The 24,368-nt window shown below is 65.6% G+C and carries 24 protein-coding genes and 1 tRNA gene; 19 read left to right on the plus strand and 6 right to left on the minus strand.

Annotated elements, in window-relative coordinates; translation table 11 throughout:
- Nucleotides 1-7 precede the first annotated feature (7 nt).
- Nucleotides 8-466: a DUF4149 domain-containing protein gene (locus A9Z05_RS04820; RefSeq protein ID WP_069617109.1), complete on the plus strand. Its 459-nt coding sequence runs from the start codon at nt 8-10 to the stop codon at nt 464-466.
- Nucleotides 467-535: 69 nt separating this feature from the next.
- Here the strand turns inward: A9Z05_RS04820 and A9Z05_RS04825 are convergent, their stop codons facing one another.
- Complete coding sequence (locus A9Z05_RS04825; protein ID WP_069617110.1) at nt 536-1,060, minus strand: YhbY family RNA-binding protein; 525 nt, start codon at nt 1,058-1,060, stop codon at nt 536-538.
- 193 nt (nt 1,061-1,253) lie between these two features.
- Here A9Z05_RS04825 and A9Z05_RS04830 point away from each other — a divergent pair, with 193 nt between their 5' ends.
- The 11 genes from A9Z05_RS04830 (at nt 1,254) to phoR (ending at nt 13,482) form a co-directional block, all read left to right on the plus strand.
- On the plus strand, nt 1,254-1,916 hold the full coding sequence (locus A9Z05_RS04830; protein WP_034206952.1) for an RlmE family RNA methyltransferase: 663 nt from the start codon (nt 1,254-1,256) through the stop codon (nt 1,914-1,916).
- 166 nt (nt 1,917-2,082) lie between these two features.
- A complete protein-coding gene (ftsH, locus tag A9Z05_RS04835) occupies nt 2,083-3,978 on the plus strand; it encodes an ATP-dependent zinc metalloprotease FtsH (RefSeq protein WP_050015209.1) in 1,896 nt (631 codons plus the stop codon).
- Nucleotides 3,979-4,006: 28 nt separating this feature from the next.
- Nucleotides 4,007-4,948: a dihydropteroate synthase gene (gene folP, locus A9Z05_RS04840; protein WP_069617111.1), complete on the plus strand. Its 942-nt coding sequence runs from the start codon at nt 4,007-4,009 to the stop codon at nt 4,946-4,948.
- 46 nt (nt 4,949-4,994) lie between these two features.
- A complete protein-coding gene (gene glmM / locus A9Z05_RS04845; protein ID WP_069617112.1) occupies nt 4,995-6,350 on the plus strand; it encodes a phosphoglucosamine mutase in 1,356 nt (451 codons plus the stop codon).
- A 431-nt stretch (nt 6,351-6,781) separates the two neighbouring features.
- A complete protein-coding gene (gene pstS, locus A9Z05_RS04850; RefSeq protein ID WP_069617113.1) occupies nt 6,782-7,816 on the plus strand; it encodes a phosphate ABC transporter substrate-binding protein PstS in 1,035 nt (344 codons plus the stop codon).
- A 94-nt stretch (nt 7,817-7,910) separates the two neighbouring features.
- A complete protein-coding gene (pstC, locus tag A9Z05_RS04855; RefSeq protein ID WP_069617114.1) occupies nt 7,911-8,897 on the plus strand; it encodes a phosphate ABC transporter permease PstC in 987 nt (328 codons plus the stop codon).
- Complete coding sequence (gene pstA, locus A9Z05_RS04860) at nt 8,894-9,787, plus strand: phosphate ABC transporter permease PstA (RefSeq protein ID WP_069617115.1); 894 nt, start codon at nt 8,894-8,896, stop codon at nt 9,785-9,787. The genes pstC and pstA overlap by 4 nt, the downstream gene beginning before the upstream one ends.
- A 15-nt stretch (nt 9,788-9,802) precedes the next feature.
- Entirely contained in the window at nt 9,803-10,651 is an 849-nt protein-coding gene (pstB, locus tag A9Z05_RS04865; RefSeq protein ID WP_050015221.1) for a phosphate ABC transporter ATP-binding protein PstB, read from the plus strand.
- 18 nt (nt 10,652-10,669) lie between these two features.
- Nucleotides 10,670-11,374: a phosphate signaling complex protein PhoU gene (gene phoU / locus A9Z05_RS04870; protein ID WP_006476334.1), complete on the plus strand. Its 705-nt coding sequence runs from the start codon at nt 10,670-10,672 to the stop codon at nt 11,372-11,374.
- Nucleotides 11,375-11,403: 29 nt separating this feature from the next.
- Entirely contained in the window at nt 11,404-12,105 is a 702-nt protein-coding gene (phoB, locus tag A9Z05_RS04875) for a phosphate regulon transcriptional regulator PhoB (protein WP_006750313.1), read from the plus strand.
- A gap of 57 nt (nt 12,106-12,162) precedes the next feature.
- Complete coding sequence (gene phoR / locus A9Z05_RS04880; protein ID WP_069617116.1) at nt 12,163-13,482, plus strand: phosphate regulon sensor histidine kinase PhoR; 1,320 nt, start codon at nt 12,163-12,165, stop codon at nt 13,480-13,482.
- Nucleotides 13,483-13,564: 82 nt separating this feature from the next.
- Here the strand turns inward: phoR and ppk1 are convergent, their stop codons facing one another.
- Complete coding sequence (ppk1, locus tag A9Z05_RS04885; RefSeq protein ID WP_069617117.1) at nt 13,565-15,628, minus strand: polyphosphate kinase 1; 2,064 nt, start codon at nt 15,626-15,628, stop codon at nt 13,565-13,567.
- 278 nt (nt 15,629-15,906) lie between these two features.
- Here ppk1 and ppx point away from each other — a divergent pair, with 278 nt between their 5' ends.
- Entirely contained in the window at nt 15,907-17,421 is a 1,515-nt protein-coding gene (ppx, locus tag A9Z05_RS04890) for an exopolyphosphatase (protein WP_069617118.1), read from the plus strand.
- Between the two features lie 121 nt (nt 17,422-17,542).
- On the opposite strand, the gene A9Z05_RS04895 is transcribed toward ppx, so the two are convergent.
- Complete coding sequence (locus A9Z05_RS04895; protein WP_069617199.1) at nt 17,543-17,977, minus strand: hypothetical protein; 435 nt, start codon at nt 17,975-17,977, stop codon at nt 17,543-17,545.
- A 636-nt stretch (nt 17,978-18,613) separates the two neighbouring features.
- Here A9Z05_RS04895 and A9Z05_RS04900 point away from each other — a divergent pair.
- The 3 genes from A9Z05_RS04900 to A9Z05_RS35885 all read left to right on the plus strand — a co-directional run bounded on the left by A9Z05_RS04900 (nt 18,614) and on the right by A9Z05_RS35885 (nt 20,394).
- Nucleotides 18,614-19,126 (plus strand): DUF4189 domain-containing protein, encoded by a 513-nt coding sequence (locus A9Z05_RS04900; RefSeq protein WP_084044114.1) that lies wholly within the window; start codon nt 18,614-18,616, stop codon nt 19,124-19,126.
- 44 nt (nt 19,127-19,170) lie between these two features.
- A complete protein-coding gene (locus tag A9Z05_RS34090) occupies nt 19,171-19,635 on the plus strand; it encodes a DUF4189 domain-containing protein (RefSeq protein WP_176730142.1) in 465 nt (154 codons plus the stop codon).
- Nucleotides 19,636-19,770: 135 nt separating this feature from the next.
- Nucleotides 19,771-20,394, plus strand: coding sequence for a DUF6683 family protein (locus A9Z05_RS35885; RefSeq protein WP_141723356.1), 624 nt, complete (start codon nt 19,771-19,773; stop codon nt 20,392-20,394).
- 210 nt (nt 20,395-20,604) lie between these two features.
- Here the strand turns inward: A9Z05_RS35885 and A9Z05_RS04910 are convergent.
- A tRNA-Pro gene (locus tag A9Z05_RS04910) sits at nt 20,605-20,681 on the minus strand.
- 159 nt (nt 20,682-20,840) lie between these two features.
- On the opposite strand from A9Z05_RS04910, the gene sixA reads away from it, so the two are divergent.
- Entirely contained in the window at nt 20,841-21,302 is a 462-nt protein-coding gene (gene sixA / locus A9Z05_RS04915) for a phosphohistidine phosphatase SixA (RefSeq protein ID WP_069617202.1), read from the plus strand.
- A 170-nt stretch (nt 21,303-21,472) separates the two neighbouring features.
- Nucleotides 21,473-22,279, plus strand: coding sequence for a GNAT family N-acetyltransferase (locus A9Z05_RS04920; protein WP_069617119.1), 807 nt, complete (start codon nt 21,473-21,475; stop codon nt 22,277-22,279).
- A 202-nt stretch (nt 22,280-22,481) separates the two neighbouring features.
- Here A9Z05_RS04920 and A9Z05_RS36775 read toward each other — a convergent pair whose 3' ends face one another.
- Nucleotides 22,482-22,652, minus strand: a complete 171-nt coding sequence (locus tag A9Z05_RS36775; RefSeq protein ID WP_006476323.1) for a hypothetical protein — start codon at nt 22,650-22,652, stop codon at nt 22,482-22,484.
- Between the two features lie 136 nt (nt 22,653-22,788).
- On the opposite strand from A9Z05_RS36775, the gene A9Z05_RS36780 reads away from it, so the two are divergent.
- The gene (locus A9Z05_RS36780; protein WP_089434830.1) at nt 22,789-22,965 is read left to right on the plus strand and encodes a hypothetical protein; all 177 of its coding nucleotides are present in this window, start codon (nt 22,789-22,791) and stop codon (nt 22,963-22,965) included.
- Between the two features lie 19 nt (nt 22,966-22,984).
- Here A9Z05_RS36780 and A9Z05_RS04925 read toward each other — a convergent pair whose 3' ends face one another.
- Nucleotides 22,985-24,364: an MATE family efflux transporter gene (locus A9Z05_RS04925; protein WP_069617120.1), complete on the minus strand. Its 1,380-nt coding sequence runs from the start codon at nt 24,362-24,364 to the stop codon at nt 22,985-22,987.
- Nucleotides 24,365-24,368 lie beyond the last annotated feature (4 nt).

Here is a 24,368-nt window from a genome sequence, read left to right on the forward strand (position 1 = left end):
CGACGTGATGCCGCATCGCGTGTTCCGTCTGCTGTCGGCCGTGTGGGTCGGCAGCCTGCTGACGATCGGGTATGCGGTCGCACCCGTCCTGTTCAAGACGCTGGAGCGGATGACGGCCGGTTCGGTCGCCGCCCAGCTGTTCCGCATCGAGGCGATCCTCGGCGTCGTGTGCGGCGTGCTGCTGCTCGCGTTGTCGAATCAGCAGGTGCGGCGCGGCAGCACCGAATATCGCCGCGTGCGCTGGATCGTCGCGGCGATGGTCGTGTGCGTGCTGGTCGGGTATTTTGCGCTGCAGCCGTTCATGAACGCGCTGCGGGTGGCCGCGATGGAGGCGGGCACCGATATCGCGAATTCGCCGTATGCGAGCCGCTTCGGGATGCTGCACGGCGTGTCGAGCGTGTTCTATCTCGTCGAGAGCGTGCTGGGGCTGATGCTGATCTGGCGTCTGCCGGCGCGCGACGCCTGAGCGCCGCGCCGTCGCGCGTTGCGCAACGACGAGGCAGGGCGGCACGGGCATCCGTGCCGCACGGGCGCCTTACTTGTCCTGGAACGGCCGCTTCGTGCTGGCCTGACGCTTTTTCGCGCGCTTCACGGTGCCGCCTGCCGTCACGCGTTCGTTGCCGCGCACCGTGACCTTGACCGGCCTCGGGCGGCGTACGGGGCTCGCGTTCGGCGATACCTTGACGACCTTGACGGTGCGCGGTGCACGGCCTTTCTTGTCGTCGACGGCTTCGGCCGCGCTCGGCAGCGCGCCGGCACGACGGCCGCGGGTCGGGGCCGCTACGGCCTCGGGCCTCCAGATCACCAGCAGCTTGCCGATATGCTGAATGGGGGCCGCGTTCAGGCGGTCGCAGATCTCGTCATAGATTGCGATGCGTTCGTCGCGTTCATCGCCGAACACGCGGATCTTGATCAACTGGTGCGCGTCGAGGTGCACCTTGATTTCCTTCAGCACGGCGTCGGTCAGCCCTTCGGCGCCGATCAGCACGACGGGCTTGAGCGCATGGGCCTGGGAGCGCAGCGCGGAGCGCTCGGCGGGAGAAAGCGAAAGGGCGGGCATGGAAATGTCGAAATCTAAATAAGGGCGCGCTGACTGAAAAGCGATCGCGGGACGTTACCGCGTCAGCCGTGCGCCGAAACCACGTAAAATCGCGGCTTGGGCCTGAAAAGGGGCCGCAGCCGCGCGAAGAAGACGCGTATTATCCGCTAAAAGCGCGGCTTCACGAAGCAATGGGCAGCAATCTCTCTCTCGAATGGCAAAAAACCGCTTCAACCAGCACTGGCTGCACGACCACATCAACGACCCGTACGTCAAAATGGCGCAGCGGGAGGGCTATCGCGCGCGCGCCGCGTACAAGCTGAAGGAAATCGACGAGCAGGACAAGCTGATCCGTCCGGGCCAGGTGATCGTCGATCTCGGCGCCACGCCGGGCAGCTGGAGCCAGTATGCCCGCAACAAGCTCGCGCAGGGCAAGAAGCGCGACGCGGCGCGCGAAGGCGGCATCGACGGCACGATCGTTGCGCTCGACATCCTGCCGATGGAGCCGATCGCCGACGTCCACTTCCTGCAAGGCGACTTCCGCGAGGACGACGTCCTCCACCAGCTCGAAGAAGTGCTCGAAGGCCGCGCGGTGGACCTTGTTATTTCCGACATGGCCCCCAACCTCTCCGGCGTGGCCTCGGCGGACGCGGCGCGCATCGAGCATCTCTGCGATCTGGCGCTCGAATTCGCGCAGAACCATCTGAAGCCGGACGGTGCGCTGCTCGTGAAGTGCTTTCACGGCAGCGGCTACAGCCAGATCGTCGAGAAGTTCAAACAGCAGTTTAAGGTTGTCGCGCCGCGCAAGCCCAAGGCATCCCGCGACAAATCGTCCGAAACGTTCATTTTGGGTCGGCAGCTGAAGCATCCGCGCTGATGCGGAGCGCGATGCCGCAAACGGGCTCCGGCCCTTGCCGGACAAGCGAAGCGCTATCGCGGCGGTTGTCAATGCTTATGGCAGGGGTGGTCGGACTGGATTAGAATGACCGAGGGGCGCCGCAAGGAAAATGTAGGCGCTCGTCTACGAGTGAAGGAGTGGTGCTTTGAACAACAATATGTTTTCGAAGGCAGCGGTGTGGCTGGTGATCGCACTGGTGCTGTTTACGGTGTTCAAGCAGTTCGACAAGCCCCGCGTCCAGGAAGGCGTGTCCTATTCGCAGTTCATGGACGACGCCAAGAACGGCAAGGTCAAGAACGTCATCGTTCAGGGGCGCAACCTCACCGTCACTCCGGCTGATGGCCAGAAATACCAGATCGTGTCGCCCGGCGACATCTGGATGGTCGGCGATCTGATGAAGTACGGCGTGCAGGTCAGCGGCAAGGCCGACGACGAGCCGAACGCGCTGATGTCCGCGCTGTACTACCTCGGGCCGACGATCCTGATCATCGTGTTCTGGTTCTACATGATGAGGCAGATGCAGGGAGGCGGCAAAGGCGGCGCATTCTCGTTCGGGAAATCGCGTGCGCGGCTGATCGACGAGAACAACAACGCGGTGAACTTCTCCGACGTCGCGGGCTGCGACGAAGCGAAGGAAGAAGTGTCCGAGCTCGTCGACTTCCTGCGCGATCCGCAGAAATTCCAGAAACTGGGCGGCCGCATTCCGCGCGGCGTGCTGCTGGTCGGCCCGCCGGGTACCGGCAAGACGCTGCTCGCCCGCGCGATCGCGGGTGAAGCGAAGGTGCCGTTCTTCAGCATCTCGGGTTCGGACTTCGTCGAAATGTTCGTCGGCGTCGGTGCGGCCCGTGTGCGCGACATGTTCGAGCAGGCGAAGAAGCATGCGCCGTGCATCGTGTTCATCGACGAAATCGACGCGGTCGGCCGTCATCGCGGCGCCGGCATGGGCGGCGGCAACGACGAGCGCGAGCAGACGCTGAACCAGATGCTCGTCGAGATGGACGGCTTCGAGGCGAACTCGGGCGTGATCGTGATCGCGGCGACCAACCGTTCCGACGTGCTCGACAAGGCGCTGCTGCGTCCAGGCCGTTTCGACCGCCAGGTCTATGTCGGCCTGCCGGACATCCGCGGCCGCGAGCAGATCATGCGTGTGCACCTGCGCAAGGTGCCGATCGCGAACGACGTCGACGCGGCGGTCATCGCACGCGGTACGCCGGGCTTCTCGGGCGCCGATCTCGCGAACCTCGTGAACGAAGCTGCGCTGTTCGCCGCCCGTCGCGGCAAGCGCATCGTCGAGATGCAGGATTTCGAGGACGCGAAGGACAAGATCTTCATGGGTCCGGAGCGCAAGTCGGCGGTGATCCGCGAGGAAGCGAAGCGCGCCACCGCGTATCACGAGTCGGGCCACGCGGTGATCGCGAAGCTGCTGCCGAAGGCCGACCCCGTGCACAAGGTCACGATCATCCCGCGCGGTCGTGCGCTGGGTGTCACGTGGCAGTTGCCGGAGCATGACAACGAGACGTATTCGAAGGATTACCTGCTGGACCGCCTCGCGATCCTGTTCGGTGGCCGGGTGGCCGAAGAGTTGTTCATGAACCTCGTCAGCACCGGCGCGTCGGACGACTTCAACAAGGCCACGCAGACGGCGCGTGCGATGGTTGCGCGGTTCGGCATGACCGACGCGCTCGGGCCGATGGTGTACGTCGACGACGAGAACGATGCGTCGCCGTTCGGCCGCGGTTTCACGCGCACGATCTCGGAAGCGACGCAGCAGAAGGTCGACTCGGAAATCCGCCGCGTGCTGGACGATCAGTACAACCTCGCGCGTCGCCTGCTCGAGGAGAACCGCGACAAGGTCGAGGCGATGACGGCCGCGCTGATGGAGTGGGAGACGATCGACGCCGATCAGATCAACGACATCATGGAAGGCCGTCCGCCGCGCTCGCCGAAGAGCTCGCCGGCCGTCGGCGGCGATTCGTCGGGCGGCGGCAGCGCCGAGGTCAAGCCCGGCAGCGCGCCGGCGCCGGCTACGCCGGCGGCATAATCTCCGCTTTAGCACCGTTCACGGGCTGGTGTGGCTTCACACCGGCCCGTTTTGCATTCATCCACGCCCGTTGCTCGTGTCCGATTCCGCAGTGTCCCCATTCATTCCCGCGCCGCTCCGGTGCGGCCGCTTCGAACTGACGTTCGAACGCCCGCTCGTGATGGGCATCCTCAACGCCACGCCCGATTCGTTCTCCGACGGCGGCCGCTTCCTCGCGCGCGACGATGCGCTGCGCCAGGCCGAGCGGATGATTGCCGACGGCGCGGACCTCATCGACATCGGCGGCGAATCGACGCGCCCCGGCGCGCCGCCGGTGCCGCTCGACGAGGAACTCGCGCGCGTGATTCCGCTCGTCGAGGCGCTGCGGCCGCTGAACGTGCCGCTGTCGATCGATACCTACAAGCCCGCCGTGATGCGCGCGGCGCTGGCCGCCGGTGCGGACCTGATCAACGACATCTGGGGGTTCCGCCAGCCGGGCGCGATCGACGCGGTGCGCGACGGCAATAGCGGCCTGTGCGCGATGCACATGCTCGGCGAGCCGCAGACGATGCAGGTCGGCGAGCCCGACTACGGCGACGTCGTGACCGACGTGCGCGATTTCCTCGCCGCGCGCGCGCAGGCGCTGCGCGACGCGGGGGTGGCGGCGGAGCGGATCTGCGTCGATCCCGGCTTCGGGTTCGGCAAGGCGGTCGTCGACGACAACTATGCGCTGCTGGCCGCGTTGCCGGACACGGCGCCCGCGCGGCCCGACGGGTGCGCTTACCCGATTCTCGCGGGCATGTCGCGCAAGTCGATGCTCGGCGCGGTGATCGGCGGCAAGCCGCCGCTGGAGCGCGTCGCGGCGAGCGTGGCGGCCGCGTTGTGCGCGGTCGAGCGCGGCGCCGCGATCGTGCGCGTGCACGACGTCGCGGCGACGGTCGATGCGCTGAAAGTATGGAATGCCGTGCGCGCAGCCGCGCGGCAACGATAAGCAAGTCAGAAAGACGAAAGACGAAAGACGAAGGAGGAAGGACCCCATGGGACGTCGATATTTCGGCACGGACGGCATTCGCGGCACGGTGGGCGAGGCGCCCATCACGCCGGACTTCGTATTGCGCCTTGGCTATGCGGCCGGCAAGGTGCTGGCCGGCTCGGCCGACGTCGCGGCAGGCTCGCGTCCGACCGTGCTGATCGGCAAGGACACGCGCGTGTCGGGCTACATGCTCGAAGCCGCGCTCGAGGCCGGATTCTCGGCGGCCGGCGTCGACGTGATGCTGGCCGGCCCGATGCCGACGCCCGGCGTCGCGTATCTGACGCGTGCGCTGCGCCTGTCGGCCGGTGTCGTGATCAGCGCGTCGCACAACCCGTATCACGACAACGGGATCAAGTTTTTCTCGGCTGACGGCAACAAGCTGCCCGACGACACCGAGGCCGCGATCGAAGCGTGGCTCGACAAGCCGCTCGAATGCGCGCCGTCGGACGGCCTCGGCAAGGCGCGCCGCCTCGACGACGCGGCCGGCCGCTACATCGAGTTCTGCAAGAGCACGTTCCCGGCCGCGTTCGACCTGCGCGGGCTGAAGCTCGTGATCGATTGCGCGCACGGCGCCGCGTACCAGATCGCGCCGCACGTGTTCCACGAGCTCGGCGCGGACGTCATTCCGATCGGCGTCGCGCCGAACGGCTTCAACATCAACGACGGCGTCGGCGCGACCGCGCCGGACGCGCTGGTGCGCGCGGTGCGGGCGAACCATGCCGATCTCGGCATCGCGCTCGACGGCGACGCCGATCGTCTGCAGGTCGTGGACGCGACCGGCCGCCTGTACAACGGCGACGAGCTGCTCTACGTGCTCGTGAAGGACCGGATCGCGACCGACGGCAAGGTCGAAGGCGCGGTCGGCACGCTGATGACGAACCTCGCCGTCGAAGTCGCGCTGCAACGCGAGGGTGTGAAGTTCGTCCGTGCGGCGGTCGGCGATCGCTACGTGCTCGAGCAATTGCGCGAGCACGGCTGGCAGCTCGGAGCGGAAGGGTCGGGTCACATTCTGTCGCTCGACCGGCACTCGACCGGCGACGGCATCGTGTCGGCGCTGCTCGTGCTGGCCGCGCTCAAGCGCAGCGGCCGCACGCTCGCGCAGGTGCTCGATGGCGTCACGCTGTTCCCGCAGAAGCTGATCAACGTGCGGATGAAGCCCGGCGCCGACTGGAAGGGCAGCGCGTCGATTCGCGCCGCGATCGACGCCGCCGAAGCCGCGCTTGCCGGCAGCGGCCGCGTGCTGATCCGCGCATCCGGCACGGAGCCCGTGTTGCGCGTGATGGTCGAAGCGCAGCAGGCGGCCGATGCGGTGCGCCATGCGGAGACGATCGCCGACGCGGTGCGCGCGGCGACGGCCTGATCCGTGCCGGCGCGCGCGGCGGTTCGGCCGCCCGTGCGCCGGCTTCCGACGAATGTGCGTGCGGCGCCCTCGGGCGCCGTCGTTTTGTCGGACGCAAAGGTTTGCGTTACCTAATAGAAGCAAGCTTCGGCAAACGCATCCTTCCAATCGAATCGGCATCCGACCCCGGAATCGGACCTCCGGCCGGACCGGGCTTCCCGTCCGTCCGACGCTGCGCTACGATGCGCCCGCACGCTGCCGAAACCCGGCGTTCATCCTCTCCGTTCGAGCCAGGCAATTCTTGCCGCCGGCGGCGCTCCCGCGCCACCCGATATTCCCTTTCAACCAGTCATGTTACTGTCACGCCAGTTTCATCGATTGTCACATTACCGTCATGAGCAGCCCCTAACCTTCGCGGTGCCGTAGTCATCCGCTCACACACTGGAGGTCTCATGAAATTGATGCAAACCGCGATTGCCGGCCTGGCTGGCGCGCTTTTCGCCGTCGCCGCCCACGCTGCCGACATCACGGGCGCAGGCAGCACGTTCGCGATGCCGATCTATACGAAATGGGCTGCCGACTACCAGCAGTCCGGCGGTTCGAAGGTCAACTACCAGGGCATCGGCTCGTCGGGCGGCCTGAAGCAGATCATCGCGAAGACGGTCGATTTTGCCGGTTCGGACGCTCCGCTGAAGGATGAGGATCTCGCGAAGGAAGGCCTGTTCCAGTTCCCGACGGTGGTCGGCGGCGTGGTGCCGGTCGTCAACGTGCCGGGCGTGAAGGCCGGCGAACTGACGCTGTCGGGCCCGGTGCTCGGCGACATCTACCTCGGCAAGATCAAGAAGTGGAACGACCCGGCGATCGTCGCGCTGAACCCGAAGGTCAAGCTGCCGGATACGGACATCGCCGTGGTCCGCCGCGCCGACGGCTCGGGCACGAGCTTCATCTGGACGAACTACCTGTCGAAGGTCAACGACGAGTGGAAGTCGAAGATCGGCGAAGGCACGACGGTCAACTGGCCGACGGGCACGGGCGGCAAGGGCAACGACGGCGTCGCGGCCTTCGTGCAGCGCCTGCCGGGCGCGATCGGCTACGTCGAGTGGGCGTACGCGAAGAAGAACAACATGACCTACACTGCGCTGAAGAACTCGACGGGCACGGTGGTCGAGCCGAAGACGGAAACGTTCAAGGCCGCAGCGGCAGGCGCGAACTGGTCGAAGTCGTTCTACCAGATCCTGACGAACCAGCCGGGCAAGGAAGCGTGGCCGGTCGTCGGCGCGACGTTCGTGTTGCTGCACGCAAAGCAGGACAAGCCGGAGCAGGGCGCGGAAACGCTGAAGTTCTTCAGCTGGGCGTTCAAGAACGGCGAGAAGGCTGCCGACAGCCTCGACTACATCTCGCTGCCGGCGACGGTCGAGACGGAAATCCGCAAGCAGTGGAAGACGAAGGTGACGGACGCTTCGGGCAAGCCGGTCGCCGCCGAGTAAGCCATCCAGCGGTTCGCTGCCCGGCCGTGCCGGTCGGGCAGTGTGTGCGGTAAAGCCGGGCGTTACGGCGTCCGGCGATCAAAAGCAGGCACCCATGTCTGATATTTCATACCCGTCCTCCCGATCGGCCGACAGTGCACAGCAGCGCGCGCCGAGCCGTCTCGGGGATGTCCTGTTCGGCGGCCTTGCGCGGCTCGCCGCGATCGTGACCCTGCTGCTGCTCGGCGGGATCATCGTTTCCCTGATCATCGCGTCGATGCCGACCATCCAGAAGTTCGGCATCGGCTTCCTGTGGCAATCCGAGTGGGATCCGAACTCGGACATCTACGGCGCACTCGTGCCGATCTACGGCACGATCGTGACGTCGCTGATCGCACTCGTCATCGCGGTGCCGGTCAGCTTCGGCATCGCACTGTTCCTCACCGAATTGGCGCCCGTGTGGCTGCGCCGTCCGCTCGGCATCGCGATCGAGCTGCTCGCCGCGATTCCGTCGATCGTGTACGGCATGTGGGGGCTGCTTGTGTTCGCGCCGATCTTCGCCGAATACTTCCAGAAACCCATCGGCCGGCTGCTCAAGGACGTGTGGGTGCTCGGCCCGCTGACGTCCGGCGCGCCGATCGGCATCGGCATTCTCGCGGCCGGCGTGATCCTCGCGATCATGATCATCCCGTACATCGCGTCGGTGATGCGCGACGTGTTCGAGGTGACGCCGGTGCTGCTGAAGGAATCGGCATACGGCATCGGCTGCACGACCTGGGAAGTGATGTGGAAGGTCGTGCTGCCCTATACGAAGACCGGCGTGATCGGCGGCGTGATGCTCGGCCTCGGCCGCGCGCTCGGCGAAACGATGGCCGTGACCTTCGTGATCGGCAACACCAACCTGCTCGACAGCGTGTCGCTGTTCGCGCCGGGCAACAGCATCACGTCGGCGCTCGCGAACGAATTCGCGGAAGCGCAGCCGGGCCTGCATACGTCCGCGCTGATGGAGCTCGGCCTGATCCTGTTCGTGATCACGTTCATCGTGCTGTCCATCTCCAAACTGCTGCTGCTTCGTCTCGAGAAGGGAGAGGGCAAGAAATGAGCGAGCCCATCATGAATTTCCCGGGGCCGGACGGCGCCGCGCTCGACGCGATGCGCAACCGCCTGCAGCGCAAGCGCAAGGCCGTCAACGCGATCGCGCTCACCGCGTCGCTCGGCGCGATGGCCTTTGGCCTGCTGTGGCTCGTGTGGATTCTCTACACGACGGTGCATCTCGGCGTCGGCGGCCTGTCGCTGCAACTGTTCACCGAATCGACGCCGGCGCCGAACACGGAAGGCGGCGGTCTCGCGAACGCGATCGTCGGCAGCCTGCTGCTGTGCGGCTTCGGCACGCTGGTCGGCACGCCGATCGGCATCCTCGCGGGCGTCTATCTCGCCGAATACGGGCAGAAGAACCTGCTGGCGAGCACGATCCGCTTCATCAACGACATCCTGCTGTCCGCGCCGTCGATCGTCATCGGCCTGTTCGTGTACGCGATCGTCGTCGCGAAGTCGGGGCGCTTCTCCGGTTGGGCCGGCGTGATCGCGCTGGCGCTGCTGCAGATCCCGATCGTGATCCGCACGACCGAGAACATGCTGAAGCTGGTGCCGAACGCGCTGCGCGAAGCGGCCGTCGCGCTCGGCACCCCGAAGTGGCGCATGGTGCTGAAGATCACGCTGCGCGCGTCGGTCGGCGGGATCGTGACGGGCGTGCTGCTCGCGGTCGCGCGGATCGCCGGCGAAACGGCGCCGCTGCTGTTCACCGCGCTGTCGAACCAGTTTTTCTCGGTCGACATGAGCCAGCCGATGGCGAACCTGCCGGTCACGATCTACAAGTTCGCGATGAGCCCGTTCGCGGAATGGCAGTCGCTCGCGTGGGCGGGCGTGTTCCTGATTACGCTCGGGGTGCTCGGACTGAACGTCCTGGCGCGCTCGATCTTCTCGAAAAAGTAACGGCGGAGCAATCCGATGAATATGGCAGAAAGCCACCTGAATCCCGTCGAGCGCACCGCTGCGCCCGCCGGCACGCAAGACGCGGCGCACGGCCGTCCGCTCGCGCCGCTGAACGCGAAGATCGAGGTCAACAACCTCAACTTCTTCTACAACAAGTTCCACGCGCTGAAGAACATCAACCTGCGCATTCCCGAAGGGAAGGTGACGGCGTTCATCGGCCCGTCGGGCTGCGGCAAGTCGACGCTGCTGCGCACGTTCAACAAGATGTTCGCGCTCTATCCGGAGCAGCGCGCCGAAGGCGAAATCCTGATGGACGGCGAGAACCTGCTGACGACGAAGCGCGACATCTCGCTGCTGCGCGCGCGAATCGGCATGGTGTTCCAGAAGCCGACCCCGTTCCCGATGTCGATCTACGACAACATCGCGTTCGGCGTGAAGATGTTCGAAAAACTCACGCGCTCGGAAATGGACGATCGCGTCGAGTGGGCGCTCACGAAGGCCGCGCTGTGGAACGAAGTGAAGGACAAGCTGGGCCAGAGCGGCTACGGGCTGTCGGGCGGCCAGCAGCAGCGTCTGTGCATCGCGCGCGGCATCGCGATCCGTCCGGAAGTGCTGCTGCTGGACGAACCGTGCTCGGCGCTCGACCCGATCTCGACGGGCCGCATCGAGGAGCTGATCGCGGAGCTGAAGAGCGACTACACGGTCGTGATCGTCACGCACAACATGCAGCAGGCCGCACGCTGCTCGGATTACACGGCCTACATGTACCTAGGCGAGCTGATCGAGTTCGGCGACACCGAAAAGATCTTCATCAAGCCGGTGCGCAAGGAAACGGAAGACTACATCACCGGCCGCTTCGGCTGATGACGGAGAACAACAGCCATGTCGGATAAACATCTGTCGAGCCAGTTCGACGCGGACCTGAATGCCGTGTCGTCGAAAGTGCTGGAAATGGGCGGACTCGTGGAGTCGCAGATCGTCGGCGCGATGCGCGCGCTGAACGAGTTCGATCGCGATACGGCCGAGAAGGTGATCGCGGCCGAGGAAACGCTGAACGCGATGGAAGTGGACATCGACCAGGAATGCGGCAACATCATCGCGCGGAGGCAGCCTGCCGCGCGCGACCTGCGTCTTTTGATGTCGATTTCGAAAACGATTACGAACCTCGAGCGCGCCGGCGACGAGGCCGAGAAGATCGCCAAGCGCGTGCGCCGCCTGGTCGACGAGCCGGCCGCACGTGCGGTCAACATCGCCGAGATCAAGGTGTCGGGCGAGATGGCCGTGACGATCCTGCGCCGCGCGCTCGACGCGTTCGCGCGCCTCGACACGGTGGCTGCCGCGCAGATCGTCAAGGACGACAAGGAAATCGACATGGAATTCCGCGCGTTCGTGCGCAAGCTCGTGTCGTACATGCAGGAAGATCCGCGCACGATCTCGGTCGGCCTCGACTACCTGTTCATCGCGAAGGCGATAGAACGGATCGGCGACCACGCGAAGAACATCGCCGAATTCATCATCTACATCGTGAAGGGCACCGACGTGCGGCACCAGCCGCGCGACACGCTCGATCGCGAAGCCAACAGTTAATCGACTCCATAGGAAGAACAGAGGTGCCGATGCCCAGCAACATTCTCGTCGTTGAAGATGAGCCCGCGATTTCCGAATTGATCTCGGTGAATCTCCAGCACGCCGGTCACTGCCCGATCCGCGCGTACAACGCCGAACAGGCACAGAACCTGATCAGCGACGTGCTGCCCGATCTCGTGCTGCTCGACTGGATGCTGCCGGGCAAGTCCGGTATCGCGTTCGCGCGCGACCTGCGTAACAACGAACGGACCAAGCACATTCCGATCATCATGCTCACCGCCCGCGGCGACGAGCAGGACAAGGTGCTCGGCCTCGAAATCGGCGCGGACGACTACGTGACGAAGCCGTTCTCGCCGAAGGAACTGATGGCGCGCATCAAGGCCGTGCTGCGCCGCCGCGCGCCGCAGCTGACCGAGGACGTCGTGTCGATCAACGGGCTGCGCCTCGACCCGGCCACGCATCGCGTCGCCGCGCACGGGGACGGCAGCGAGATCAAGCTCGATCTCGGCCCGACCGAGTTCCGGCTGCTGCATTTCTTCATGACCCATCCGGAGCGCGTGCACAGCCGCACGCAGTTGCTCGACCAGGTGTGGGGCGACCACGTGTTCGTCGAGGAGCGCACCGTCGACGTGCACATCAAACGATTGCGCGCGGCCTTGAAACCGGCCGGCTGCGATGCGATGATCGAAACCGTGCGCGGCAGCGGCTACCGCCTCGCCAAGCACGCGTAACGTATTCGGGCACGCCGCGTGCCGCGGCATGCCGTTCCTTCTTTCGGACGCTGAATCATGAACATCATCTGGGCGCGCTTCCTGGTGTCGCTCGTGCTGCTCGTGCTGATCGGCGTGTTGGTCGGCGTCTTCGCCGGCCCGACCGCGGGCCTCGTGTTCGTGGTCGTGATGCTGGTCGCGCAGGGCTTTTTCAGCACCTTCCACACGCAGCGTCTGTGGCGCCTGCTCGATGCGCCGGTCTACGGCGAAGTGCCGAGCGCGCCGGGCATCTGGGGCGAGATCTACTATCGGCTGCACAAGCTCGCGAAGCAGTGGCATGCGCAGGTGCGGCAGGTCGAGCAGCAGCATTCGCGCTTCATCCAGGCGATCCAGGCTTCGCCGAACGGCGTCGCGATGCTCGACGATCACGACCAGATCGAGTGGTGCAACGCGATCGCCGAAGTCCATTTCGGCCTCGACGCGAAGCGCGACCTGCGTCAGCACATCACGAACCTGGTGCGCCATCCCGATTTCGTCCGCTACCTGAATGCGCAGCATTACGACGAGACGCTGTTGATGCGCGGCATGGGCGACTCGCGGCAGAACGTGCTGGCCGTGCAGGTGTTTCCGTACGGCGAGAACCGCAAGCTGCTGCTCACGCAGGACATCACCGAGCTCGAGCGTACCGACGCGATGCGGCGCGACTTCGTCGCGAACGTGTCGCACGAGCTGAAGACGCCGCTCACCGTGCTGTCGGGCTTCCTCGAGACGATGCGCGAACTGCCGCTGAACGAGGAAGACCGCGCGCGCTATCTCGACATGATGGAGCAGCAGGCGTCGCGGATGCGGCACATCGTGACCGACCTGCTGGTGCTCGCGAAGCTGGAAGGCGAGAGCAAGCCGCCGGTCGATCACGCGATCGACATGCGTGCGGTGTTCGACCATCTGAAGGAAGATGCGCACACGCTGTCGAACGGGCATCACGACATCGCGTTCTCGATCGACGAGACGCTCGGCGTCACGGGCGCGCAGACGGAGTTGTTCAGCGCGTTCGCGAATCTCGTCACGAATGCGATCCGCTATACGCCGGACGGCGGCAAGATCGTCGTGTCGTGGCGGCGCGAGGGCGCGCAGGGCGTGTTCTCCGTCACGGACAGCGGCTTCGGGATTCCGGCCGCCGACCTGCCGCGGCTCACCGAGCGCTTCTACCGTGTCGATCGCAGCCGTTCGCGCGACACCGGCGGCACGGGCCTCGGGCTCGCGATCGTCAAGCACGTGCTGCAGCGGCACGACGCGCATCTGTACGTGCAGAGCGAGGAAGGGCGCGGCAGTACGTTCACCGCACGGTTCCCGGGCTCGCGGGTCATCGCGATCCGGCCGGCCGCTTACGAAGCATGATCGCGTAGCGGTTTGACAGTCAAAAAAAGCAGCCCGCGGGCTGCTTTTTTCATGGCGAAGCGGCGCGTATCGCGCCGAAGGCTCACGAGCAGAACTTCGCGAGCAGCCCCAACTGCGCGTTGCGGATCGTCTTGCCGGTGCGGCGGCGGCGATAGTGGCCGTCGCTGTGCATCTGCCATGCCGACTGGTTGTCGCCGAGGCACACCGACAGCCCTTCGGCGATCACGCGCCGCTTGAGCTTGCGCTCGCGGATCGGGAACGCGACTTCAACGCGGCGGAACAGGTTGCGGTCCATCCAGTCGGCGCTCGACAGATAGACGTCCTCGGCGCCGCCCGCGTGGAAGTAGTAGATGCGGTGGTGTTCGAGGAAGCGGCCGACGATCGAGCGCACCGTGATGTTTTCCGACAGGCCGGGCACGCCGGGCTTCAGCGCGCAGACGCCGCGCACGATCAGGTCGACCTTGACGCCGGCCTGCGACGCTTCGTACAGCGCGGCGATCACCGACGGCTCCAGCAGCGCGTTCATTTTCGCGACGATGCGCGCGCGCTTGCCGGCCTGCGCATTGTCGATCTCCGCGCGGATCGAATCGATGATGCGCGGATGCAGCGTGAACGGCGACTGCCACAGCTCGTGCAACGTCAGTTCGCCGCCGATCCCGGTCAGTTGCTGGAACACGTGATGGACGTCCTCGCAGATCTTCTGGTCGGCCGTCATCAGCCCGAAGTCGGTGTAGAGGCGCGCCGTGCGCGGATGGTAGTTGCCGGTGCCGAGGTGCACGTAGCGGCGCAGCGACGCCTTGCCGGCCTGCACGACGCGCCGCACGATCAGCATCATCTTCGCGTGGCACTTGTGGCCGACCACGCCGTACACGACATGCGCGCCGACGGCTTCGAGCTGCGACGCCCAGTTGATGTTGGTTTCCTCGTCGAAGCGCGCGAGCAGCTCGACGACGACGGTCACTTCCTTGCCGTTGCGCGCGGCTTCCATCAGCGCGTCCATCAGCGGCGAGTCGGTGCCGGTGCGGTAGATCGTCTGCTTGATCGCGACGACGCTCGGATCTTTCGCGGCCTGCTGCAGCAGTTCGAGCACGGGCTGGAAGCTCTCGTACGGATGATGCAGCAGGATGTCGCCGGCGTCGATCGCGTCGAACATCGTCGGCGCGTTGGCGATGACGGCCGGCGTCGATGCGGTGAACGGCGCGAACTTCAGGTCGGGGCGATCGACGAGATCGGGAATCTGCATCAGGCGCACGAGGTTCACGGACCCGGCCACGCGATAGCAGTCCTTGTCGCCGAGTTCGCTTTCCTCGAGCAGGCGTCGCACGATGTGCAGCGGCGTGTCGGCCGACACCTCGAGGCGTACCGCGTTGCCGAGGTGGCGCGCGGGCAGTTCGCCCTGCAACGCGACACGCAGGTTCGTGATTTCGTCTTCGTCGACGAACAGCTCGCTGTTGCGCGTGATGCGGAACTGGTTGCAGCTTTTCACGACGAGTTGCGGAAAGAGTTCGCCGACGAAGCGCTGCATGAACGAGCTCAGCAGCACGAAGCCGTGCTCGAAACCCGACAGCGCATGCGGCATGCGCACGACGCGCGGCAGTGCGCGCGGCGCCTGCACGATGCCCATCACGGCCTGGCGGCCGAATGCGTCGCGGCCTTCGAGCTCGACGACGAAGTTCAGGCTCTTGTTCAGCACGCGCGGGAACGGGTGGGCCGGATCGAGGCCGATCGGCGTCAGCACGGGCAGCAGTTCGTCGAGGAAGTAGCGTCGCGCCCATTCGAGCTGCTCGTCGTTCCACGTGTCGCTCGCGTGGAAGTAGATGCCCTCCTGTTCGAGCGCCGGCAGCACGGTTTCGTGCAGCATCGTGTACTGTCGATGCACGAGCCGCTGCGCGCGTTCGACGACGAGATCGTAAGCATGCTGCAACGACATGCCGTCGGGCGTCAGCGCGCCGGGGTTGTCGCGGATCTGCTCCTGCAGGCCGGCCATCCGGACTTCGAAGAATTCGTCGAGGTTGCTGCTGGTAATGCAGATGAAGCGCAGGCGCTCGAGCAACGGGACTTGCGGATCGGCCGCCTGGGCCAGCACGCGCTCGTTGAAACCGAGGATGCCGAGTTCACGATTGAGAAGCGGGTAACGGACGGACATCGGCAGAGTAGGGGGTAATTCAGGCGATGATTCGAAAGGACGCTCGGAAACTCTCACGGTACGATGACGTGCTGATGACAATCATGGTTTTATATCGGGAAATTCTACGCCCGAACCCTTTCGTCGCATAAATGTTTTGGCTATATGGAACGGAGCAGTGTGCATGCCCGTGAAGCGTGGCAACGGCAAGCGTTCCACGCTTAAAATGTCGCCTTTGATTGATCGCCCGCGGGTGCCGGAACGGCCGCCGCGGAAGAACGCGCACGGAGCCCCTTCTGATGGTTACAACTCCCCACTTGCTGGCTGCCGTGGATCTCGGCTCGAACAGCTTCCGGCTGATCGTCGGGCGCGTCGAGGAAACGCCGGCGGGCAGCCAGATCTATCCCGTCGACGCGCTGCGCGAGCCGGTTCGGCTGGCCGCGGGGCTGTCGAGCGACAAGATGCTCGATCGCGCGTCGCAGGAGCGTGGCTGGGAGGCGCTCAAGCGGTTCGGCGAGCGCCTGCGCGATTTCCATCCCGATCATGTGCGTGCGGTGGCGACCAACACGCTGCGCGTCGCGAAGAATGCCGCCGAATTTCTCGGCGAGGCCGAGGCCGCGCTCGGGTTCCCGATCGAAGTGATCGCGGGCCGCGAAGAGGCGCGCCTCATCTATGCGGGCGCCGCGCACTCGGTGCCGGCGAGCGCCGGCAAGCGGCTCGTCGTCGACATCGGCGGTGGCTCGACCGAATTCATCATCGGCTCGCACTACACGCCGATCGTGATGGAGAGCCTTTATATCGGCTGCGTGAGCCATAGCCGCGCCTTCTTCCCGGCCGGCAACGTCGACGAATACACGATGCGGCAGGCCGAGCTCGCGGCCAAGCGCGAGATCCAGATCATTTCGAGCGAATACAAGAAGGCCGGCTGGGACCAGGCGATCGGTTCGTCCGGCACCGCGCGCGCGCTCGCGGAGCTCGTCGAGGCGAACGGCTTCAACGATCCGGGCATCACGCACGGCATTTCGCGCGGCGGCCTCGAGCGCCTGAAGCGTGCGCTGATCAAGGCGGAGAACGTCAACCGGCTGAAGCTGATCGCGCTGAAGCCGGACCGCGTGCCCGTGCTCGCGGGCGGCCTCGCGATCATGCTGGCGGTGTTCGAGGAGCTGGGGGTCGACTACGTCGATACGACCGACGGCGCGCTGCGCCTCGGCGTGCTGTACGACCTGCTCGGCCGGACGCAGCACGAGGACATGCGCGCGGTGACCGTCGAGGGGTTCACGCGCCGCTACGGCGTGGATCGTGCGCAGGCGGAGCGGATCGGTGCGCTCGCGGTGCGTTTCTACGACGAGCTCGAGGAAGACGACGAGGAAGCGCGCGAGGAAGGACGGATGTTCCTCGGCTGGGCGGCCGCGTTGCACGAGATCGGCCTGTCGATCTCGCACAGCGCGTATCACAAGCATTCGGCCTATATCGCGAGCAACGCGGACATGCCGGGTTTCTCGCGTACCGACCAGGCGCGGCTCGCCGCGCTCGTGCTCGGCCATGCGGGCAAGCTCGGCAAGCTGTCGCAGGCGCGCGAGGTCGAGTGGCCGCTGCTGTTCTGCCTGCGGCTCGCGGCGCTGCTGTGCCGGCGCCGGACCGATGCGGGGCTGCCCGAGATTTCCGTTTCGCAGATGAAGAAGGGCGGGTACGAGGTGCGTCTGCCGAGCGCATGGGTCGAGCAGAACCCGTTGACCGACTACAGCCTCAGCCAGGAGGCGGCGGAGTGGGAGAAGGTCGGTATCCCTTATCGCGTGGTTTATACCGGCGCGTGACAGGGCGATAGCGGGCGCCGGAAGGTGCTTCGGGCTCCGGGGAGATATGCCTTTGGGCGGCACCTTTCAGGCGTCGCCCCGTACAATCACGGGCCTCGCAACGCGGGCGGTGATGGTCTGCTCAATCCGACGAGCAGACGATCGCGGTCAGGAACGGGAACGCCTGCTTGACGGTCGCGTCGCTGCCGGCCTTGCGCACGGCTTCCTCGACGGCGCTCTTCGTGCCGCGCACGACGACGCCGTAAGCCCAGTCACCGATCGGCTTGCCGTCGCCCGGACGGAAGATCGGGTCGTTCGCCTGGTAGCCGAGCACGACATAGACGCCGAAGCCGTACGCCGTCAGCGAGCGGTTCGTGCGGAACGCATTGACCGAATTCGATTCGACGTGCATCGGCTCCGACTGGATGTCGCCGGCCGCGAGCAGCGGCGCGACGAACTTGTGGCCGGTCGAATGGCAATCGAGCGCGTCGTCGAGCGCTTTCGCCGACGCGTCGCCGGCGGTGGCGAGCACGAGCAGCAACGCACACAGAGCAGTTTCGAGAATGTTGTTTTTCATGCGCGGATGCGGGTTGTTCACACGTATTATCGCGTGTTCCAGCAAGTTCCGTGCGCGGGCTTGGCGGGTGACGCGGGGGGATCGGTGCCCGGGCCGTGCCGCTGCGGGCCCCGGAGCGATTCAAGTGGTCGGTAAAAAGCGCCCGCAAACTGAAAAAGGGGCTACGGTGTTCACTCCGTGCCGGCGCGCTCGGCCCACACTTCGATTGGTCTCGCGCATGCCCGCCAGCGGATGTGGGTGCACCTGGCTTCGACGCTGAACTGTCCTATCTGTGTGCTGCCAATGCCACACGGATACGCATGGTTTCCAATCGTTGGGGAAACCGGTAACTCATGCCGGCGGTGGCGAATACCAAGAAATGGAAACAAATCAGGCGTTGCGTCTAGCCAGCATGTCCGCATCCAGCGATCAATATTCTGGCCAAGGTAGACCGATTAGTCTATATTCCCTGCACGCTGCGCGCTTAATCCGGCGAGCGCGTCTTCATCAGCCGTTTTCCGACGGAAATGGGCATCGATAAGGCCAAGCCGCGGCGAGTCTTTTTCGCGATCAACTCCGTTGTGTGCGATACCGCCGACATCGAATAATTGCCGTGAAGATGAAATCGAATAACGGGTGATCCAGCGGAGACCATCGATGCACCGAACGCGCTTCGTATTTTTGCCTGCCCTGCTGAGTGCGCTGGCTTGCGGCTCTATCGCCCAAGCGCAGACTGCCTGTCCTCCGGGGATGGTTCCGTATGGCACGGCGCAGGACCAAAGCGTGTGCGGCGCGGATCCGAACGCGCAACAGCAATACCCTGGCCAGAGCGCGGTGCCCTCCGTCCGGTGGGCTTCCAGCTGGCAGGCGCTTGCGACAGACACGCCTAAAGGCATCCTCGGAGCCTCGAAAGACCAACCCGACAGGGCGCTGGCCGAAGTGGCTGCTCTGAGGGATTGCCGCCTCAAGGGCGGCACTGACTGCACACTGCAGATTTCCTATGGAAACGGCTGTGTGGCGATGGTGGTCGGCGATCGCGCGATGAACATGAATGGCGGTATCACGGACGACGATGCCGCGCAGAAGGGATTGGAGATGTGCCGCGCCGCAGGAGATTCCAATTGCCGCGTTTACTACTCCGCCTGCAGTCTTCCTCAACGCATCCAATAGCGGGGTCGACTTCATCGACTATGCGTACCTTCCGAACTTTTGCCTTGCTCGCGACTCTTCTGGGCACTGCATCCATCGGCGATGCACAAGTCGCGTGTCCGCCGGGTTGGATCCCCTATAGCGCGAGTTCCTGCGGCCCGGATACGGGCGGCCAAGAACAAGAAGCCTCTCCACCGCAACGCCAGATTAGTTGGATCTCCCGCTGGGGAGCAATCTCCACCGACGGCAAGGTGGGCGCGCTCGGCACATCCACCGATCTGGACAGCCAGCGACAGGCTGAGCGCGCCGCGCTTTCGCAATGCAAGGCGCAAGGTGGTACGCAGTGCGAGGTTGACCTCTCCTACGCGAATGGCTGCGCGGTCATGTCTGTTGGAGAAAACACGCACAACTCGAACTACGGGGCTTCGATCGACGAGGCCACAGCCAAGGCCATGAAAGTCTGCAACGCGAACGACAGGAACTGTCGCGTTTTCTATTCGGGTTGCAGTCTTCCCAGGCCGGTGCAGTAAGGCCGCCTCCGGGGAGGCGGCACATGCACAGGATTACGCAGACTGATTGCGGCGGCGCTCGTTGGTACATATTGGCATGTCCCCAACGCTCAGGCTCAGTACGATGCCGGTGCCAGCATCGGGCTTGGTATGGGCATGACGTCGAACAACAACATCATCGGCGGCTTGAACATTGGCTCGCAGATCGTCGGGCGGGGCGCTGCGCAGCCTCCGGGTCCGGATGCGGCCGCGCAGCAGAAACTGCGGTTTCGTCCGGATGAGACGGTTCATCGTGAAGTCTACGTGTCAATAGTCGATTTTCTGGCGCGCCGCGATCCGTCCCGGCGGGCAGAGGCCGAACGGTATCTCGCCCAATCCGCTCCACTCGCGCAGTTCGACCGCATGCTGGGGAGCTATGCATTGGAGCGCAACAACCTGGCCGATGTGCTTGTCGGCTATATGGTGGTCACTTGGGAAGTTGTGAATGCGACGCACGCCAGGCCGAAGCCGGAAGGTATCGCGACCCTGCGCGCAAAAATGCGTGCCGCGCTTGCCCGCGACAGCAAGATCAGCGGGATGTCGGATGCCGACAAGCAGCGCCGGGCCGAGACGTTCGCCTATCTGGCCGCGCTGGCCGTGGCTGCCGACACCGAAATGCAGCGTCAAGGAAACCAGGCTGACATTGCGCAGCTTCGCCAGAGCGTTCGGCGCGCCGCTATGCAAACCATCGGTGTGGATGTTCAGGGCTTGCGCCTCGCCGAGAGTGGATTTCGGCGCTGAGCAGCCCACGGGGATCTCGTCTCGGCCGCGGAGCATGCTCTGTTAGCGACTATTGCATCTGGCCCCATACATGAACACCCCTCGACTGTAGGGGCGAAAGGGCGAGGCAGAGAGGAATCGATATGGATGGACCGATGCGGGATGGCGTTACATGGACCGAATAAAGAAAAAGGGGTTACACGCTTTTGGCATGTAACCCCTTGATTCCTTTGGTCGGAGCGAAAGGATTCGAACCTTCGACCCTCTGATCCCAAATCAGATGCGCTACCAGGCTGCGCTACGCTCCGACGAGCCAAAGATAATAACGTCGAATGACCGATCCGGTCAATCACGATATGCGGGTAAATGCCGCGACCGCGAACCGGCCGCGATTTGCGACAATTCCCGTGATGATCGGCCGGCCCGCACGCATGCGCGCGGCCGCTCGCCGAAGCAAGGAGAACATCATGATGAACCTGATCCTGTGGCGCCACGCCGAAGCCGAAGATTACGCGCCGAGCGATCTCGCGCGCCAGCTGACCGTGCGCGGCCGCAAGGACGCGCAGGCGATGGCCAAATGGCTGCGCGGCCGGCTCGAGACGAATACCGTGATCCTCGCGAGCCCGGCGGCGCGCACCGTGCAGACCGTCGAGGCGCTGACCGACCAGTACCGGACGGTGGACGCACTCGCGCCGGGCGGCAGCGTCGACGACGTGCTGGCGGCGGCCGGCTGGCCGGAAGGCATCGCGCCGACGGTCGTGATCGTCGGCCATCAGCCGACGCTCGGCAGCGTCGCCGCGCAATTGATCGCCGGCGACGACGACAGCTGGAGCGTCAAGAAGGGCGGAATCGTGTGGCTCGCGAGCCGCACGCGCGACGGTAGCCGGCAGGCGGTGCTGCGGGCGGTTTTGACGCCCGAACTGGTGTAAAGCCCGCCGGAATGGGTTTGAAGGGATTGATCGTACGGTTTCGCAAGCTTTCTGCTAAAGTCAATTCGGCGACACGTCATTGAAAAGACACGGTCGTGCCACATAACGGTCACGGCCGGTTACTACATTGGCGGGCATGTCGTCCTATTCCTTACGACCAGGAAAGCCTAATGCGAGAACTGCCGACGCCTACGCTCCCTTTTGCCTCGCTGCCCCTCGACATGTCGCGGCGCCACCTGCCGCGCGCCAGTGAAACCGTCACATCGGAGTATCGCCTGCGCGCCGCGTGGGCGCGCACGGAAGACGAATTGCGCGAAGCCCAGCGCCTGCGCTACAGCGTGTTCGCCGAAGAGATGGGCGCGCAGGTCAGCGGCCCCGCCGGTCTCGACGTCGATCCGTTCGACGCGTATTGCGACCACCTGCTGGTCCGCGATCTCGACACGCTGAAAGTCGTCGGCACGTACCGCGTGCTGCCGCCGCACCAGGCGGCGCGGGTCGGCCGACTGTACGCCGAAGGCGAATTCGACCTGTCGCGCCTCACGCACCTGCGCGGCAAGATGGTCGAGGTCGGCCGCTCGTGCGTGCACAGCGACTACCGCAGCGGCGCCGTCATCATGGCGCTGTGGGGCGGTCTGGGCGCGTACATGATGCAGAACGGCTACGAAACGATGCTGGGTTGCGCGAGCGTGTCGATGGCCGACGGCGGCCACTACGCGGCGAACCTGTACCAGTCGCTGTCGGCAGGCTCGCTGACGGCGCCCGAGTACCGCGCGTTTCCGCACACGGCCCTGCCGGTCGACGAACTGCAGACGGGCACCGTCGTCGCGCCGCCGCCGCTGATCAAGGGTTACCTGCGTCTCGGCGCGAAGATTTGCGGCGCACCGGCCTGGGATCCCGACTTCAACTGCGCGGATTTCCTGACGCTGTTCCGCCTGTCGGACATCAACGCACGCTACGCCCGCCACTTCCTGGGCTAAGCCGTCTGAACCGCGTCGCGCCCGTGAGGCGCAGCGCACACAAGCGAACGCCGTCGCGTGGCAAGTGCTGCGCGACGGCGTTCGTGTATCCGGTCCATGTGCGCGCATCGGGCCCCGATAATTTCAGCCACGCAACGATTACCGTACCGCGGGGTGGTACGTTCGCGCGGCCCTGGGGAAGGGCCGGACGGCAGCGACGCGCTCAGTGCTTGCGCCGCCAGTCGAGCAAGTGGTGTTCCGCCATCCAGTGGTGGATCATCCCTTCGCCTTCGTGGCTGCGCTTGTATTCGCGCGACTCGAAGTACGACAGCGCGACGAGCACCATCAGACCGATGAACAGGCCGATCAGGCCCGCAATTTCTTCAGACGACATGGCAGCCTCCTTTCAACGGCACAGCGCCATGCGTACATAGTAGGACATGTTCGGCGCAACCCCGAAACCGGATTTCCGCTAGACTCGGCGCGGTCCCGGCGTGCGATGGGCGCGCCGTTTTCCGGAGCTCTACCTGATGACCCGTTTCATGCTGGCCGTGCTGGCCGCATCCCTCCTTGCCGCCTGCAGCAGCGATCCTCGCCAGGCGCGCCGCGGCCACCCGCCGGAAGATCCCGCCGACTATCACGGTGTGCCGACCGACATGACGCCGCCGTCGATGCTCGACGTGCCGTCGCCGAAGCCGGTGCAGTAACGCCCGGCCGCGCCCGCCGTCACGCGCGGGCCGCGGACGCGGCCTGCGGGTCGGCGCCAATGCGCCGCAACAGCGCCGGCAGGTAGCGCGCGAGCGTCGCGCCGCGCGCGGCCATGAACAGCAGTAGCGCAAACCAGAGGCCGTGGTTGCCGAACGTGCCGACGGCGGCGAGCGTGGCCGCGATGAAGATCGACAACGACACGACCATCGCGCGCATCAGCGATTGCGTCTGCGTCGCGCCGATGAACACGCCGTCGAGCAGGAAGCCCCAGACCGACACGATCGGCGAGATCGCGGCCCACGGCAGGTAGCGCAGCGCGACCGCGCGGATTTCGGCCTGGTCGGTCAGGCGCGCGACGATCCAGCTCCCCGCCGCCCAGTAAACGAGCGCGAACAGCAGTGCGCCGAGTGCCGACCAGAACAGCGTGACGCGCACGGCTTGCCGGAATGCGCGGCGATCGCGCGCGCCGGCCGCCGCACCGACGAGCGCCTCGGCCGCATGCGCGAAGCCGTCGAGGCCGTACGCCATGAAGGTCTGGAAATTCAGCAGCAGCGCATTCGCGGCGAGCGTCGCGTCGCCCTGTTTCGCGCCGAGATGCGCGAACCACCCGAACGCGCCGAGCAGGCACAGCGTGCGCAGGAAGATGTCGCGATTGAGCGCGATCAGCCGCTTGAGCGCGACGCGGTCGGCCAGCGCGCGTACCGCGAGCGGTGCAAGGCCGCGCGGCCGCAACCGCCACAGCAGCCACGTGCCGAGCGCGAAGCCGCAGGCGTCCGCGGTGGCGGTCGCCGCGCCGATACCCGCGATGCCCCAGCCGAAGCCGTACACGTAGAGCAGCACGGCGGCGATGTTCACCGCGTTGATGAACACCTGCGCGACGAGCGCGAGCCGCACGCGCTGCATGCCGAGCAGGTAGCCGAGCACCACGTAGTTCGCGAGCGCGAACGGTGCGCTCCAGATCCGTGCGTGGCCGTATGCGAGGGCGGTTGCGCGCACGGCATCGCTGCCGCCGAGCGCGGACAGCGCGAACGACAGCAGCGGCACCTGCAGCGCCAGCACTGCAGCGCCGAGCGCGAACGCGACGATCAGCGCACGCAGCAGGTTCAGGCGGATCCCGGCGGCGTCGCCTGCGCCATGCGCCTGCGCGACGAGACCGGTCGTCCCCATCCGCAGGAAGCCGAAGCCCCAGAACACGAAATTGAAGAACAGCCCGCCGAGCGCGACGCCGCCGAGATATTGCGCGCCGTCGAGATGGCCGGCGACGGCCGTGTCGACGGCGCCGAGGATCGGCTGGGTCAGGTTCGCGACGACGATCGGGAACGCGAGCGCGAGGACGCGCCGATGCGTGACGACGGCCGAAGCGCAGCCGGCCCCGTGCGGTGAGGCGGAGTCGGACATGGCG

It is taken from the genome of Burkholderia sp. A2 (genome assembly GCF_001729305.1).
GTDB lineage: Bacteria > Pseudomonadota > Gammaproteobacteria > Burkholderiales > Burkholderiaceae > Burkholderia > Burkholderia sola.

Coding starts and splice junctions, on each gene's coding strand:
- A9Z05_RS04820 (WP_069617109.1), top strand. CDS start 8: ATGCCGCATCGCGTGTTCCGTCTGCTGTCGGCCGTGTGGGTCGGCAGC.
- ppx (WP_069617118.1), top strand. CDS start 15,907: ATGGTTACAACTCCCCACTTGCTGGCTGCCGTGGATCTCGGCTCGAAC.
- sixA (WP_069617202.1), top strand. CDS start 20,841: ATGATGAACCTGATCCTGTGGCGCCACGCCGAAGCCGAAGATTACGCG.
- A9Z05_RS04895 (WP_069617199.1), bottom strand. CDS start 17,977: ATGAAAAACAACATTCTCGAAACTGCTCTGTGTGCGTTGCTGCTCGTG.
- pstA (WP_069617115.1), top strand. CDS start 8,894: ATGAGCGAGCCCATCATGAATTTCCCGGGGCCGGACGGCGCCGCGCTC.
- A9Z05_RS04830 (WP_034206952.1), top strand. CDS start 1,254: ATGGCAAAAAACCGCTTCAACCAGCACTGGCTGCACGACCACATCAAC.
- pstC (WP_069617114.1), top strand. CDS start 7,911: ATGTCTGATATTTCATACCCGTCCTCCCGATCGGCCGACAGTGCACAG.
- glmM (WP_069617112.1), top strand. CDS start 4,995: ATGGGACGTCGATATTTCGGCACGGACGGCATTCGCGGCACGGTGGGC.
- phoB (WP_006750313.1), top strand. CDS start 11,404: ATGCCCAGCAACATTCTCGTCGTTGAAGATGAGCCCGCGATTTCCGAA.
- ppk1 (WP_069617117.1), bottom strand. CDS start 15,628: ATGTCCGTCCGTTACCCGCTTCTCAATCGTGAACTCGGCATCCTCGGT.
- phoU (WP_006476334.1), top strand. CDS start 10,670: ATGTCGGATAAACATCTGTCGAGCCAGTTCGACGCGGACCTGAATGCC.
- A9Z05_RS36775 (WP_006476323.1), bottom strand. CDS start 22,652: ATGTCGTCTGAAGAAATTGCGGGCCTGATCGGCCTGTTCATCGGTCTG.
- A9Z05_RS04920 (WP_069617119.1), top strand. CDS start 21,473: ATGCGAGAACTGCCGACGCCTACGCTCCCTTTTGCCTCGCTGCCCCTC.
- A9Z05_RS04925 (WP_069617120.1), bottom strand. CDS start 24,364: ATGTCCGACTCCGCCTCACCGCACGGGGCCGGCTGCGCTTCGGCCGTC.
- A9Z05_RS04825 (WP_069617110.1), bottom strand. CDS start 1,060: ATGCCCGCCCTTTCGCTTTCTCCCGCCGAGCGCTCCGCGCTGCGCTCC.
- pstS (WP_069617113.1), top strand. CDS start 6,782: ATGAAATTGATGCAAACCGCGATTGCCGGCCTGGCTGGCGCGCTTTTC.
- A9Z05_RS35885 (WP_141723356.1), top strand. CDS start 19,771: ATGACGTCGAACAACAACATCATCGGCGGCTTGAACATTGGCTCGCAG.
- A9Z05_RS36780 (WP_089434830.1), top strand. CDS start 22,789: ATGACCCGTTTCATGCTGGCCGTGCTGGCCGCATCCCTCCTTGCCGCC.
- A9Z05_RS04900 (WP_084044114.1), top strand. CDS start 18,614: ATGCACCGAACGCGCTTCGTATTTTTGCCTGCCCTGCTGAGTGCGCTG.
- pstB (WP_050015221.1), top strand. CDS start 9,803: ATGAATATGGCAGAAAGCCACCTGAATCCCGTCGAGCGCACCGCTGCG.
- phoR (WP_069617116.1), top strand. CDS start 12,163: ATGAACATCATCTGGGCGCGCTTCCTGGTGTCGCTCGTGCTGCTCGTG.